Origin of the sequence: Streptomyces sp. NPDC093600 (assembly GCF_044764755.1) — a bacterium.
Classification (GTDB): domain Bacteria; phylum Actinomycetota; class Actinomycetes; order Streptomycetales; family Streptomycetaceae; genus Streptomyces.
In genome coordinates, this window is sequence record NZ_JBIWIU010000009.1 from 66,688 (window position 1) to 79,984 (window position 13,297).

Sequence of the window (13,297 nt, forward strand, 5' to 3'; positions counted from 1 at the left end):
GCCGATGGGCGGAGCGGTCGCGTCGGGGGCAGCATGCAGGCATGGAGGACATCAGGCTCGCCTCGGGGACCGGTCGGTGGATCGTGCTCACCACCGTCCTCGGCTCGGGGATGGCGCTCCTCGACTCCACCGTCGTCAACATCGCCCTGCCCCACATCGGCCGGGAGTTCGACACCGACATGGCGGCCCTTCAGTGGACCGTCAACGCCTACATGCTCACGCTCGCCGGACTGATCCTGCTGGGCGGGGCCCTCGGCGACCGCTACGGCCGGCGGAAGGTCTTCGTCGTCGGCGTGGTGTGGTTCGCGGCCGCCTCGCTGCTGTGCGGGCTCGCCCCGAACGCGGGCGTGCTGGTCGCCGCCCGCGCCCTCCAGGGCGTCGGCGGAGCCCTGCTCACCCCCGGGTCCCTCGCGCTGATCCAGGCGACCTTCCACCCGGACGACCGGGCGCGGGCGGTGGGGCTGTGGTCGGGGTTCGGCGGTGTGGGGGCGGCGATCGGTCCGTTCGTCGGCGGCTGGATGGTCGACGGGCCCGGCTGGCGGTGGGTCTTCCTGATCAACGTGCCGCTGGCGGCGCTGTGCGTGCCGGTGGCGTTGCGGCACGTGCCCGAGTCGCGCGACGAGAGTGCCCACGGCCGGTTCGACATGACCGGTGCCGCCCTCGGCGCCGGTGCGCTCGCGCTGCTCACCTACGCCCTGATCGTGGAGGCGTGGTGGCCCGGCGCGCTCGGTGTCGTGGCCGGTGCCGCGTTCGTGGTGGTGGAGCGGCAACGGGCCGAGCCGATGGTGCCGCCCTCGATCTTCGCCTCCCGCCAGTTCACCGCGGTCAACCTGGTGACGCTGTGCGTGTACGCGGCGTTCGGCGGTTTCTTCTTCCTCGCCGCGCTCCAGCTCCAGGTGGTGTCGGGGTACAGCGCGCTCGGCGCGGGTACGGCCCTGCTGCCGACGACGGTGCTCATGCTGCTGCTGTCGGCGAAGGCCGGTGAGCTGGGGGAGCGGATCGGGGCGCGGATCCCGCTGACCGTGGGCCCGCTGCTGTGCGCGGCCGGGATGCTGCTGATGCTGCGGGTGGGGGAGGACGCCTCGTACGTACGTGACGCGCTGCCGGCGCTGTTCGTGCTCGGCCTGGGCATGACCGTCCTGGTGGCGCCGCTGACCGCGACCGTGCTGTCGTCCGTGGAGGTCTCCCGGGCGGGCCTGGCGAGCGGGATCAACAACGCGGCGGCGCGGGCGGCGGGGATGCTGGCGGTGGCGGCCCTGCCGATGCTGGCGGGAATGGGCCCGGAGGCGTACCGGTCGGCGGCCGAGTTCGGGGAGACGTTCCGGCGGGCGATGCCGATGTGCGCGGGGCTCCTGGTGGCCGGTGCGGTACTGGCGTGGGCGACGGTCCGGGCGCCGGCCGCGGCCGCGGAATGCCACCCCGGATGCCGCGTCCACTGCGGAGTGACCTCGCCACCGCTCGACCCGGGCGGGCAGGAGGGGTCCGCGGGTCGGCGAGGCGGGGACGAGGGTGAGGGCTCCGGAGGGCGGTGAGCGGGGACGAGGGTGAGGGCTCCGGAGGGCGGTGAGGCGGAATCGACGGAAGACTCAGGGGGCCGGTGAAGCCGGGATGAACGGGAGGGCTCCGGGGGCCGGTGCGGTGGGGCGCTGAGGCAGACTGGGGCCATGGCCATCCACGAGAACCTGCTGGGGGGACCTCCCCCCACCCACCTGCCCGACGATCCCGAGCCGCGCGAGCTGCTCGCGAACGGCACGGCACCGGCGGACGTCGCCGCGAAGTACCCGACCTCCTCGCTGGCCTGGGCCCAGCTCGCCGACGAGGCGTACGAGGGCGGCCGGGTCATCGAGTCGTACGCCTACGCCCGTACCGGGTACCACCGCGGCCTGGACGCGCTGCGCCGCAGCGGCTGGAAGGGCCACGGCCCGGTCCCGTGGGAGCACGAGCCGAACCGGGGCTTCCTGCGGGCGCTGCACGCGCTGGCGCGGGCGGCCGGCGAGATCGGTGAGAAGGACGAGTACGAGCGCTGCTCGACGTTCCTGCGCGACTCCTCCCAGACGGCGGCCGACACCCTCGGCTGAGGCGCGGTGACCCCGGGGGCGGGCCCCGCCCCCGGGGTCGCACCCCGGCCCTCGGGCCGCCCGCCCCCCCACCCCCCGGCGTGCCGGAGGAAACCGGTCATAGTTCCGCGAGCGTTCGAGAGCCGTTCGAAAGGACGGTTACGATCCTCCGGACCGTTGTACCGATCCGCCGGCACAGAGGCCCCACCCTCTCCCCCCATCCGGCCGACGCAGGGGAGAAGTCTGTCTTGGGCAAGCGTGCCGCCGCACCCACAGGACGACGACGAGCGCCGAGCCGCGGACGCGGCCGGGGGCGGTCCGGACGGCGTCCGGTGGCGCGGCTGCTCTTCCTCGCGCTCGGTCTGGTCGTGCTCTCCCTCGGCGGCGGCGCCGCCCTCGCCCACTTCCACGGCGGCGGGGACGCCGCCACCGCCGCCGGGCCACCGGAGCCGGCCAGCGAGACGACCGGCGAGACGACCGCCCCGCGAGCCATCCCGCCGAAGCCGAAGCCCACGCCGACGCCTCCCCCCAGACCCCCGTCCAAGCCCAAGCCGAGCACGAAGCCCACGCCGAAGAGGACGACGGTCCCCGCCTCCGGCGCGGGCACCTTCACCACCGCCCGGTCCAGCGGCGACCCCGTCGGCACCGGTGGTTCGCTGCGCCGCTACCGCGTCCAGGTCGAGGACGGCATCGACCTCTCCGCCCGCGAGGCCGCCGCCGAGATCCAGCAGATCCTCGCCCACCCGCGCGGCTGGGCGGCGCACGGCCGTGGCCGGTTCCAACTGGTCGCGGAGAACGCCGACTTCGTCATCCGGATCGCCACACCCGCCACCGCCGACCGGCTCTGCCTCGCCAACGGACTCGACACCCGCGGCGAGCTGAACTGCGAGACGACCACCGGCGTCGTGGTGAACCTCAGGCGCTGGATGCTGGGCTCGCCGCAGTTCGCCGGGCCGCCCTCCGAGTACCGGCATCTGATCATCAACCACGAGGTCGGCCATGAGATCGGGATCCGGCAGCACATGGGATGTCCCGGGCCGGGGCGGCTCGCGCCCGTGATGATGCAGCAGATCAAGGGACTCGACGGCTGCCGTTCGAACGCTTTTCCGTATGACGAAGACGGCACCTACATCACCGGTCCGATCGTGTCATGATGCGCATGGGACCGCGTGCCCGCAGCGCGCGGACCCGAGGGGACCGGGGCTCCACTGCCACACGGAAGGAGCGGACCGCTACCCGGTAGTACGTATCGAGGAGACAGAAATGTCCACCTTCCCCGATGCCTCCGGAGCCGGTTCGGTCGATGACCCGAACCTCGACTTCGCGGGCACGACGCCGTACGAGGACTATGTCCAGGCGGACGTTCTCACCCACCTCCAGCATCTGCGCTCCGACGATCCGGGCGAGATGGTCTTCCTGGTCACCACCCAGGTCATGGAGCTGTGGTTCACCGTCATCGTCCACGAGTGGGACACCGCGAGCCGCGCGCTGCGCGAGGACCGCATACCCGTCGCGATGGACGCGCTCAAGCGGTCCGTGCGCGAGCTGGAGGCGCTGAACCACTCCTGGCGGCCGCTCGCCCAGCTCACCCCGGCGCAGTTCAACTCCTACCGCGGCGCCCTCGGCGAGGGATCCGGCTTCCAGTCGGCGATGTACCGGCGGATGGAGTTCCTGCTCGGCGAGAAGTCCGCGTCGATGCTGGTGCCGCACCGCGGCGCGCCCCGCGTCCACGCGGAGCTGGAGAAGGCGCTCCAGGAGCCCAGCCTCTACGACGAGGTGCTCAGGCTGCTCGCCCGGCGCGGGCTGCCGGTGCCGGCCGCCGCCCTCGACCGCGACCTCGCCAAGAAGTACGAGCCCTCGCCCGAGGTCGAGCAGGTCTGGGCCGGGATCTACGCCGAGCCCGACCAGAACGGCGAACTGGTCCGTCTGGGCGAGGCGTTGAGCGATGTCGCCGAGCTGGTCTGGCGCTGGCGCAACGACCACCTGGTCGCCACCCGCCGGGCCATGGGCTCCAAGACGGGCACGGGCGGTTCGGCGGGCGTGGCCTGGCTGGAGAAGCGGGCGCAGAAGAACGTGTTCCCCGAGCTGTGGACGGCGCGCAGCCATGTCTGAGCCCCTGGAGACCCGGGAGACCTTGCGCGAGAAGGCGCTGCGCCTGGACGCCCACGACGGACTCGGCAAGCTGCGCGAGAAGTTCGCCCTCGACGAGGTGACCTACCTCGACGGGAACTCGCTCGGCGCCCTGCCCGCCCACGTCCCCGCCCGGATGGCCGACGTCATCACCCGCGAGTGGGGCGAGCTGCGCATCCGGTCCTGGGACGAGAGCGGCTGGTGGACCGCGCCCGAGCGGATCGGCGACCGGATCGCCCCGCTCGTCGGCGCCGCCCCCGGCCAGGTCGTGGTCTCCGACTCGACCAGCGTGAACGTCTTCAAGGCCGTCGTCGGAGCCGCCCGGCTCGCCGGTGAGGGCCGGGACGAGATCCTCGTCGACGCGACCACCTTCCCCACCGACGGGTACATCGCCCAGTCCGCGGCCCGGATGACCGGTCACCGGATCGTGCCGGTCGCACCCGCCGACGTCCCCGGCGCCGTCGGCCCGCGCACCGCCGCCGCGCTCGTCAACCACGTCGACTACCGCACCGGCCGGCTGCACGACCTGCCCGGCATCACCGCCGCGCTGCACGCGGCGGGCGCGCTCGCCGTGTGGGACCTGTGCCACAGCGCGGGCGCCCTGCCGGTCGGCCTGGACGAGCACGGAGTCGACCTGGCCGTCGGCTGCACCTACAAGTACCTGAACGGCGGCCCCGGTTCGCCCGCGTACCTGTACGTCGCCGAGCGGCACCAGGCCGCCTTCGATTCCCCGCTTCCCGGCTGGAACTCGCACGCCGACCCGTTCGGGATGACACCGGGCTACGAGGCGGCGGCGGGCGCGCTCCGCGGCCGCGTCGGCACCCCGGACATCCTCTCCCTGATGGCGCTCGAAGCGGCGCTGGACGTGTGGGACGGTGTCGCGATCGAGGACGTCAGGGAGAAGTCCCTCGCCCTGACGGACTTCTTCATGGAGTGCGTACGGGAGTACGTCCCGGCCGGCCGGGTCACGTCGCTGACCCCCGAGCCGCACGGTGAGCGCGGCAGCCAGACGGCCCTGAGCTGTGCCGAAGCGCCCGCCGTCATGGCGGAGTTGATCCGGCGCGGAGTGGTCGGCGATCTGCGCCGCCCGGACGTGCTGCGGTTCGGTTTCACACCGCTGTACGTCGGCTTCGCCGACACCGAGCGGGCCGCGCGCGTCCTCGCGGACGTTCTCGGGGACGTGCCCGCCTCCTGAGGCCGGAAGGTCGGATGATCGCTTGATCTGCGGGGGCCGTACTCCTGGTACCGTCCCCGCAGGTCAGGCCAATTCGGCCCCGACACCGAGAGGTTGGAACAGCATGCCGGACCCCGCCGCGCGCGACGCCGCCGAAGAGGCATCGGCCTTCTCGCACCCGGCCGTCGCCCCGGACGCCTCCGCTCCGTACGGCGAACACCCCGACCAGGTCGTCGACTTCTACGCCCCGCGCGACGGCCGGCTGCGGGCCCCGCTCGTCGTCGCGCTGCACGGCGGCGCCTGGCGGGCACCGTACGACCGGAGACACCTGACCCCTTTCGTGGACTTCCTGGCCCGCCGCGGCTTCGCCGTCGCCAACGTCGAGTACCGGCGCGGCAGCGACATCCCCCGGCAGGGCGGTACGGCACCGGTCGCCGGGCGCTGGCCCGAGACGTTCCACGACGTGGCCGCCGCCCTGGACGCCGTACCCGCGCTGGCCGAGGAGCACCTGCCGCAGGCCGACGCACGGCGGATCGTGCTCACCGGCCACTCCGCGGGCGGCCACCTGGCCCTGTGGGCGGCCGCCCGGCACGTCGTCCCGGCGGACTCGCCCTGGCGGCTGCCCGCGCCGCCCGCGCTGCGCGGGGTGGTGGCCCTGGCCCCCATCGCCCACTTCGACCGGGCGGTGGAGCTCGGCGTGTGCGGCGACGCGGTGACCCAACTCCTCGGCGGACAGGGAGAGTTCGACGTGCGGGCGCGGTACACCGACCCCGCGCTGCTGCTGCCGACCGGGATTGCGACCACGGTCGTCCAGGGCCGGGACGACATCGTCGTCCCGCAGGCCGTCGCCGAGGCCTATGTGGAGGCGGCGGCGAAGGCAGGGGAGATGGTCGGCTTCACGCTCCTCCAGGACGTCGGTCACTTCCCGCTGATCGACCCGGCGGCGGACGCGTGCGCGGTGGTGGCGGAGGAGATCGCCCAGCTCGCCTTCTGAAATCACCCGGCTCGGCCCCCGCCGGGGCAGGGCGCGGAGGAGGCCGGTAGTACTCAGGAATGACGCGGAAGGATCCCCATTCCTGGTGACGACCGGGTCACCCGGGCCCGCCTACCGTTGACGCGTGACCGAGACCCGTGAAACGAGCCGCAGCCCCGAGTTCCGCCTGGCCCAGGGCGCACTCGGCGGGCTGCGCAAGGACCTCTTCCACAACGCCTTCGCCTACCGGCCGCTGCTGCCGTCGCCGCCGGACGGACGGCTGCTCCGGCGGCTTCCGGAGCGGATACGGGGCCGGATGGCGTGGGCCCCGCACGCCGCCGTGGCCGTCTGCGCCTTCTTCGTCTTCCTGATCGGCGCGGCGGTCGCCGACGGGTCCGCGCCTCCGCTGATGGTGGTGTACGCCTTCCTGCCCGCGGTGATCGTGCTGCTCACCCTGGTCCGCCCGGTCCTCGCCTTCTGGGCCTCGCTCGCCTCCACGCCCTTCCTCGCGTACATGGGCGAGTCCGGCGACGGCTGGCCCTGGGCGCCGAACTCCTTCGCCGCGCACGTCGTCGTCCTGACGGTGGTCGCCGCCCGCACCCGGCCCCGCACCGCGGCCTGGATGTGGGTGCTGACCTGCGGGTACGCGGTCTTCGCCGAGTTCTTCCTCGGGATCGGCTACAGCACCGACGCACCGCAGCTCCTCTTCTTCGCCGCGCTCGCCCTGCTCGTCGTGACCGTTCTCCAGGTCCGCCGCCAGGCCGAGGAGCAGGTCACCGCCCAGCAGACCGTGACGGCCCACGAGCGCTCCCGCCGCACGCTCCTGGAGGAGCGCACCACCATCGCCCGCGAGCTGCACGACGTCGTCGCCCACCACATGTCGGTGGTCGCCATCCAGGCCGAGGCCGCCCCCTACCGGGTGGAGAACCCGCCGCCGGAGCTGGAGCAGGCGTTCGTCACCATCCGCGAGAACGCCGTCGCGGCCCTCACGGAGCTGCGGCGCGTCCTCGGAGTCGTACGGGCGGAGGACTACGAGGCCCCCGACGCCCCGCAGCCCACCCTCGCCGACCTGGAAGGGCTGGTCGCCAACGTCCGCGACGCCGGGCTCGACGTCGAGAAGACGGTTACGGGCGCGGTGCGGGAGCTTCCGCAGGGCGTCGAGCTCTCGGCGTACCGGATCATCCAGGAGGCGCTGAGCAACGTCCTGCGGCACGCGCCCGGCGCGGCGGCGAAGGTCGAGGTCAGCTATGTCCTCGGCGGGCTCGGTCTGCGCATCGTCAACGGCCCGGCGCGCGGCCTGGTGAAAGCCTCGCCGGGTGCAGGCCACGGCATCACCGGCATGCGGGAGCGTGTGACCATGCTGAGCGGCGAGATGACGGCCGAGCCGACCGAGGACGGCGGCTACGAGGTGACGGCGTTCATCCCCGTGACGCGAGAGGGAACCGAACAGTGATCCGCGTACTGATCGTCGACGACCAGATGATGGTCCGCGAGGGCTTCTCGGTGCTGCTCGGCGCCATGCCGGACATCGAGGTCGTCGGTGAGGCCGTCAACGGCCGGGAGGCGATCGCGCAGGTGGCGGCCCTGCGCCCGGACGTGGTCCTGATGGACATCCGGATGCCGGAGCTGAACGGCATCGAGGCGACCCGCGAGATCGTGGCGGCGGACGCGGACGCGAAGGTGCTGGTCCTGACGACCTTCGACCTCGACGAGTACGTGTACCAGGCGCTGCGCGCCGGAGCCTCGGGCTTCCTGCTGAAGGACGCGTCGGCACGGCAGCTGGCCGACGGGGTACGGGTGGTGGCGGCCGGCGAGGCGCTGCTGGCGCCGACCGTCACGAAACGGCTGATCACGGAGTTCGCGAAGGCGGCCGAGACGCCCAGGCAGCCGCCGTTGTCGCAGGTCGGGGAGTTGACCGAGCGGGAGACGGAGGTCCTGGTGCTGATCGCCCAGGGCCTGTCGAACGCCGAGATCGCGGACCATCTGGTGGTGGCCGAGTCGACGATCAAGACGCATGTGAGCCGGATCCTGGTGAAGCTGGGGCTGCGGGACCGTACGCAGGCGGCGGTCTTCGCGTACGAGGCGGGACTGGTGCGGGTCGGCGGGTGACGCGGGACTGGTGCGGGCCGGCGGGTGACGCGGGTAGCGTCCGTCCATGGACGCTGCCTTCGACCCCTGGTCCCCCGCCTTCGTCGCCGACCCGTACCCCGCCTACGCCGAGCTGCGGGCCCGGGGCCGCGCGCACTGGTACGCGCCGACCCGGCAGTGGCTGATCCCGCACCACGAGGACGTGTCGGCGCTGCTGCGGGACCGGCGCCTGGGCCGTACGTACACGCACCGCTTCACGCACGAGGAGTTCGGCCGCCAGGCGCCGCCGGCGGCGCACGAGCCGTTCCACACCCTGAACGACCACGGTCTGCTCGACCTGGAGGCCCCGGACCACACGAGGATCCGGCGGCTGGTGTCGAAGGCGTTCACGCCGAGGACGGTGGAGCGTCTGGAGCCGACGGTACGGCGGCTGGCGGCCGCGCTGGTCGGCGGCCTGGTGGACCGGGGCGGCGGTGACCTGCTCGCGGAGGTGGCCGAGCCGTTGCCGGTGGCCGTGATCGCGGAGATGCTGGGCATCCCGGACGACGACGAGGAGCGCGGCCGGCTGCGGCCCTGGTCGGCCGACATCTGCGGGATGTTCGAGCTGAACCCGTCGGAGGAGACGGCGCGGCGGGCGGTGCGGGCGTCGCTCGAGTTCTCGGCGTATCTGCGGGAGCTGATCGCCCGGCGGCGGAAGGAGCCCGGCGACGACCTGATCTCGGGTCTGGTGGCGGTGGAGGAGCTCACCGAACAGGAGATGGTCTCCACGTGCGTGCTGCTGCTCAACGCCGGGCACGAGGCGACGGTCAACACGACCGTGAACGGCTGGTGGACGCTGCTGCGGCACCCGGAGCAGCTGGCGGCGCTGCGGGCCGAGCCCGAGGAAATGTTGTCCACAGCTGTGGAAGAACTGCTGCGGTACGACACCCCGCTGCAGATGTTCGAGCGCTGGGTCCTCGACGACATCGAGATCGGCGGCCAGGTGATCCCGCGCGGCTCGGAGGTCGCCCTCCTCTTCGGCTCGGCCAACCGCGACCCGGCGCGCTTCGGCGCCACGGCCGACGCACTGGACCTGCGCCGGGCCGACAATCCGCACATCACCTTCGGCGCGGGCATCCACTACTGCCTGGGCGCCCCGCTGGCACGACTGGAGCTGACGGCGGTCTTCGCGGAGCTGCTGCGCCGGGCACCACGGCTTCGGGCGGCGGCGGAGCCGCGCTGGAAGCCGGGGTACGTGATCCGGGGGTTCCACGAGCTCCTGGTGGAAGTCTGAGCCCGGCGGGGGATCAGGCCCCGGCGTGAGTCGGCGCCTTCGGCAGCACCAGGCCCCACGCCTCCGGGCGGACCGCCCAGGTCCGGCGGCGCACCGGGCCCGACACCACGGAATCGGCCCGGTAGCGGAAGTCCGGACCGGAGACGGTGAGGGTGCGGGCGCTCGCGTGGACGGCGGGCCCGGACGGCGGGCGCACCGTGACATCCGCCACTCCGCCCAGCGAGCGGACCGTCACCCCCTCCACCGGCGCGTCCACGTCGCTGAGCAGGACGCCGTCCGCCTCCACCCGCAGCCGGTGGGTGCGCACCACCAGCTGCGCGGGGGACGGGCGCACCAGCGTGCGGACCAGGGAGCGGCAGGTGCCCCACACGGACGGCGGGGCGAAGGCCAGGGAGTCGCCCGGCACGGCGGGCACGTCCAGGTCACCGAGGACGACCCCGTCGCTGTCGTCGACGAGCAGGTCGAGGCGGCGTACGGCCCCGTCCAGGACCGCGCGGGCCGCCGCCACCGCGCTCTGCGGCACGCCGAGGGCGTGCGTCACTTCGAGGGAACCGGGAGCACCGATCGGAACGAGGGCGAGCATCCCGTCCGCGAGGTCACGCTCCCGGTGCAGAAACGTCACGGTACGTAGCAGCGCACGGTCGTCCCCTATCACCACAGGGCGGCGCGAACCCCGCCGCGCCAGGGCCCGGAAGAATTCTTCCGGGGTGTCCGGCAGGCAGATCTTCGCTTCCGCTCCCGCACACAGCACATCTTTCGCGATCCGTACGGACTCGCCGTCACTTCGGCGGGCGACCGGGTCGATGACCACCAGCAGCTGGTCGTGAGCCGACACCTCGGTCCTTCCTCGGGTAGCATCTTTGTGCAAGAGCCCCTTGCGCTATTGCGCCAGGGGCTTCGTCTATTCCGGGGCACACCGGTGAGGCGGCGGAAGCCCGCTGACCTTGACATGCCCCGCCCGGAAGGGGTGTACGCCTGTGCCCGCACTTGTGCTGCTCGGTGCTCAGTGGGGTGACGAGGGCAAGGGAAAGGCCACCGACCTCCTCGGTGGATCCGTTGACTATGTGGTGCGCTACCAGGGCGGCAACAATGCCGGCCACACGGTCGTCGTAGGCGACCAGAAGTACGCGCTGCATCTTCTCCCTTCCGGAATCCTCTCCCCGGGGTGCACCCCGGTGATCGGAAACGGTGTCGTCGTCGACCCGGCGGTCCTGCTCTCCGAGCTGAGCGGGCTGAACGAGCGCGGCGTCGACACGTCCAAGCTCCTCATCAGCGGAAACGCGCATCTCATCACGCCGTACAACGTCACCCTCGACAAGGTGACGGAACGGTTCCTCGGGAAGCGCAAGATCGGCACCACCGGTCGGGGCATCGGCCCGACCTACGCCGACAAGATCAACCGCGTCGGCATCCGGGTCCAGGACCTCTACGACGAGTCGATCCTGACCCAGAAGGTCGAGGCGGCGCTGGAGGGCAAGAACCAGCTCCTCGCCAAGCTCTACAACCGTCGCGCGATCGACGCCGCGCAGATCGTCGAGGAGATGCTCCAGTACGCGGAGCAGATCAAGCCCTTCGTCGCCGACACCACGCTGATCCTGAACCAGGCGCTGGACGACGACAAGGTCGTGCTCTTCGAGGGCGGCCAGGGCACGCTCCTGGACGTCGACCACGGCACGTACCCGTTCGTCACCTCCTCGAACCCGACCGCGGGCGGCGCCTGCACCGGCGCCGGCGTGGGCCCGACGAAGATCAGCCGGGTCATCGGCATCCTCAAGGCGTACACGACCCGCGTCGGCGCCGGTCCGTTCCCGACGGAGCTGTTCGACGAGGACGGCGAGGCGCTGCGCCGCATCGGCGGCGAGCGCGGTGTCACCACCGGCCGTGACCGCCGCTGCGGCTGGTTCGACGCGGTCATCGCCCGGTACGCCACCCGCGTCAACGGCCTGACCGACTTCTTCCTCACCAAGCTCGACGTGCTGACGGGCTGGGAGCAGATCCCGGTCTGCGTCGCGTACGAGATCGACGGCAAGCGCGTCGAGGAGCTGCCGTACTCGCAGACGGACTTCCACCACGCGAAGCCGATCTACGAGATGCTGCCGGGCTGGACCGAGGACATCTCCAAGGCCCAGACCTTCGCGGACCTGCCGAAGAACGCGCAGGCGTACGTGAAGGCCCTGGAGGAGATGTCGGGCGCGCCGATCTCCGCGATCGGAGTCGGCCCGGGCCGCACCGAGACGATCGAGATCAACTCGTTCCTCTGACGGGTGGCGGGTGACCACGGAAGCCGGTGGGGTCTCCTCACCGGCTTCCGTGCACCGCTACGGTTCCTCCGAGGGTACGGAAGGGGGAGGCGATGGCTGCGAGGAAGCCGCCGACGGAGCGTCAGCGCCGGCTGGGCGCGGAGCTTCGCAAGATGCGGGAGCATGTGGGCCTGTCGATCAACGAAGCCGCCGTGTTGCACCGCACCGACCGGACCACGGTCAGCAACACCGAGTCCGCGCGGTCCGGTGTCAGCAGTGACCGCGTGCGGGTGTGGGCCGCCAACTACTCCTGCCCCGACGCTCGGTACGTCGACGCCCTCGCGGAGATGGCCAGGGAGCGCGGCACGTACTGGTGGGACGAGTACCGGGCTTCCCTTAGCCCGGCGCTGCTCGACCTCGCCGAGATGGAGCACCACGCGGTCGCCCTCCGCTCCGTGCAGATCACGCACATGCCGGGGCTTCTCCAGCACAAGGACTACATCCGCGCGGTCTTCCAGGAGGCGGTGCCGGCCCTGTCGCCGGAGAGCCTGGAGAGGCTGGTCGCCTTTCGGGCCAGGCGCAGTGAGGTCCTCGACCGGCCGGAGCCGCCGGAGTGTACGTTCGTGATCCACGAGACCGCACTGCGGATGTGGTTCGGCCATCGGACCGTACTCGCCACGCAGTTGGACCACCTGCTGAAGCAGTCCGAGCGGGGCAACGTCACGCTCCGGGTGGTGCCGTTCGCCGCCGGCGGGTTCGCCCACGCGGGAAGCTCGACCCTCTACGCCCATGGGCCGGTCCCCGCGCTCGACACCGTGCAGATCGACGTTCCCACGGGTCAGGCATTCCTTCACGCGGAGACGCACCTCGTGAACTACCGTGCGGTGCTGGATCGCATAGAGCAGCGTGCTCTCAGTCCGGACCGCTCTCTGGACTTCGTCCGCGACGTGGCACAGCAACTATGAAGGCGTGAGACCCATGGACATCCAGTGGCGTAAGGCATCGTTCTCGACGGACACCGGCAACTGCCTCGAACTCGCGTCACTCAATGGCGACATCCTGGTGAGGGAGAGTGACCAGCCGGACGTGGTGGTGACGACCTCGCGGGAGAAGCTCCGGGCCTTCCTGGAAGGCGTGAAGGCGGGCGAGTTCGACGACCTCGTGTAGCCGCCGCCTCTGCCGGGCCCCTCATCTGGTCGCAGGTGGGGGGCTTTTCGTGTGCTCACTCTGTGGCATATGCCGATCACGGCTGGTTGACGCAACATGTTGTCTCAAGCCGCATGCGGGGCTACGGTTCTCGTAGTGCTCGTCAACTGGCGGCGCAGTGCGCCGGGTTGCGGGCATGCAAAAGCCCCGGAGGTG

Annotated in this window: 13 protein-coding genes; 12 read left to right on the top strand and 1 reads right to left on the bottom strand. The window is 72.0% G+C overall.

Annotated features, from left to right (window positions below):
- Positions 1 to 41 precede the first annotated feature (41 nt).
- The 9 genes from ACIRB4_RS22100 (at position 42) to ACIRB4_RS22140 (ending at position 9,695) form a co-directional block, all read left to right on the top strand.
- Positions 42 to 1,532 (top strand): MFS transporter, encoded by a 1,491-nt coding sequence (locus ACIRB4_RS22100; RefSeq protein ID WP_403293621.1) that lies wholly within the window; start codon positions 42 to 44, stop codon positions 1,530 to 1,532.
- A 132-nt stretch (positions 1,533 to 1,664) separates the two neighbouring features.
- Entirely contained in the window at positions 1,665 to 2,078 is a 414-nt protein-coding gene (locus ACIRB4_RS22105) for a DUF3151 domain-containing protein (RefSeq protein WP_356888196.1), read from the top strand.
- Between the two features lie 311 nt (positions 2,079 to 2,389).
- A complete protein-coding gene (locus tag ACIRB4_RS22110; RefSeq protein ID WP_403293623.1) occupies positions 2,390 to 3,211 on the top strand; it encodes a DUF3152 domain-containing protein in 822 nt (273 codons plus the stop codon).
- Between the two features lie 109 nt (positions 3,212 to 3,320).
- Entirely contained in the window at positions 3,321 to 4,169 is an 849-nt protein-coding gene (locus tag ACIRB4_RS22115) for a tryptophan 2,3-dioxygenase (protein WP_403293624.1), read from the top strand.
- Entirely contained in the window at positions 4,162 to 5,382 is a 1,221-nt protein-coding gene (gene kynU, locus ACIRB4_RS22120) for a kynureninase (RefSeq protein WP_403293625.1), read from the top strand. The genes ACIRB4_RS22115 and kynU overlap by 8 nt, the downstream gene beginning before the upstream one ends.
- Before the next feature lie 103 nt (positions 5,383 to 5,485).
- Positions 5,486 to 6,355 (top strand): alpha/beta hydrolase, encoded by an 870-nt coding sequence (locus ACIRB4_RS22125; protein ID WP_403293627.1) that lies wholly within the window; start codon positions 5,486 to 5,488, stop codon positions 6,353 to 6,355.
- 124 nt (positions 6,356 to 6,479) lie between these two features.
- Positions 6,480 to 7,787 (top strand): sensor histidine kinase, encoded by a 1,308-nt coding sequence (locus ACIRB4_RS22130; protein WP_403293629.1) that lies wholly within the window; start codon positions 6,480 to 6,482, stop codon positions 7,785 to 7,787.
- Complete coding sequence (locus ACIRB4_RS22135; protein WP_403293631.1) at positions 7,784 to 8,443, top strand: response regulator; 660 nt, start codon at positions 7,784 to 7,786, stop codon at positions 8,441 to 8,443. Before ACIRB4_RS22130 ends, ACIRB4_RS22135 begins: the two co-directional genes overlap by 4 nt.
- Before the next feature lie 46 nt (positions 8,444 to 8,489).
- Positions 8,490 to 9,695 (top strand): cytochrome P450, encoded by a 1,206-nt coding sequence (locus tag ACIRB4_RS22140; protein ID WP_403293632.1) that lies wholly within the window; start codon positions 8,490 to 8,492, stop codon positions 9,693 to 9,695.
- 13 nt (positions 9,696 to 9,708) lie between these two features.
- On the opposite strand, the gene ACIRB4_RS22145 is transcribed toward ACIRB4_RS22140, so the two are convergent.
- Positions 9,709 to 10,530: a diacylglycerol kinase gene (locus ACIRB4_RS22145; RefSeq protein WP_403293635.1), complete on the bottom strand. Its 822-nt coding sequence runs from the start codon at positions 10,528 to 10,530 to the stop codon at positions 9,709 to 9,711.
- Positions 10,531 to 10,672: 142 nt separating this feature from the next.
- On the opposite strand from ACIRB4_RS22145, the gene ACIRB4_RS22150 reads away from it, so the two are divergent.
- The 3 genes from ACIRB4_RS22150 to ACIRB4_RS22160 all read left to right on the top strand — a co-directional run bounded on the left by ACIRB4_RS22150 (position 10,673) and on the right by ACIRB4_RS22160 (position 13,102).
- The gene (locus tag ACIRB4_RS22150; RefSeq protein ID WP_356888214.1) at positions 10,673 to 11,956 is read left to right on the top strand and encodes an adenylosuccinate synthase; all 1,284 of its coding nucleotides are present in this window, start codon (positions 10,673 to 10,675) and stop codon (positions 11,954 to 11,956) included.
- A gap of 92 nt (positions 11,957 to 12,048) precedes the next feature.
- The gene (locus ACIRB4_RS22155) at positions 12,049 to 12,900 is read left to right on the top strand and encodes a Scr1 family TA system antitoxin-like transcriptional regulator (RefSeq protein ID WP_403293637.1); all 852 of its coding nucleotides are present in this window, start codon (positions 12,049 to 12,051) and stop codon (positions 12,898 to 12,900) included.
- Between the two features lie 13 nt (positions 12,901 to 12,913).
- Positions 12,914 to 13,102, top strand: a complete 189-nt coding sequence (locus tag ACIRB4_RS22160; RefSeq protein ID WP_403293639.1) for a DUF397 domain-containing protein — start codon at positions 12,914 to 12,916, stop codon at positions 13,100 to 13,102.
- The last annotated feature ends 195 nt before the right edge of the window (positions 13,103 to 13,297 follow it).

Excerpts from the sequence above, each read along its gene's own strand:
- ACIRB4_RS22160 (WP_403293639.1), top strand. The coding sequence starts at position 12,914 with ATGGACATCCAGTGGCGTAAGGCATCGTTCTCGACGGACACCGGCAAC.
- ACIRB4_RS22155 (WP_403293637.1), top strand. The coding sequence starts at position 12,049 with ATGGCTGCGAGGAAGCCGCCGACGGAGCGTCAGCGCCGGCTGGGCGCG.
- ACIRB4_RS22140 (WP_403293632.1), top strand. The coding sequence starts at position 8,490 with ATGGACGCTGCCTTCGACCCCTGGTCCCCCGCCTTCGTCGCCGACCCG.
- ACIRB4_RS22100 (WP_403293621.1), top strand. The coding sequence starts at position 42 with ATGGAGGACATCAGGCTCGCCTCGGGGACCGGTCGGTGGATCGTGCTC.
- ACIRB4_RS22105 (WP_356888196.1), top strand. The coding sequence starts at position 1,665 with ATGGCCATCCACGAGAACCTGCTGGGGGGACCTCCCCCCACCCACCTG.
- ACIRB4_RS22115 (WP_403293624.1), top strand. The coding sequence starts at position 3,321 with ATGTCCACCTTCCCCGATGCCTCCGGAGCCGGTTCGGTCGATGACCCG.
- ACIRB4_RS22125 (WP_403293627.1), top strand. The coding sequence starts at position 5,486 with ATGCCGGACCCCGCCGCGCGCGACGCCGCCGAAGAGGCATCGGCCTTC.
- kynU (WP_403293625.1), top strand. The coding sequence starts at position 4,162 with ATGTCTGAGCCCCTGGAGACCCGGGAGACCTTGCGCGAGAAGGCGCTG.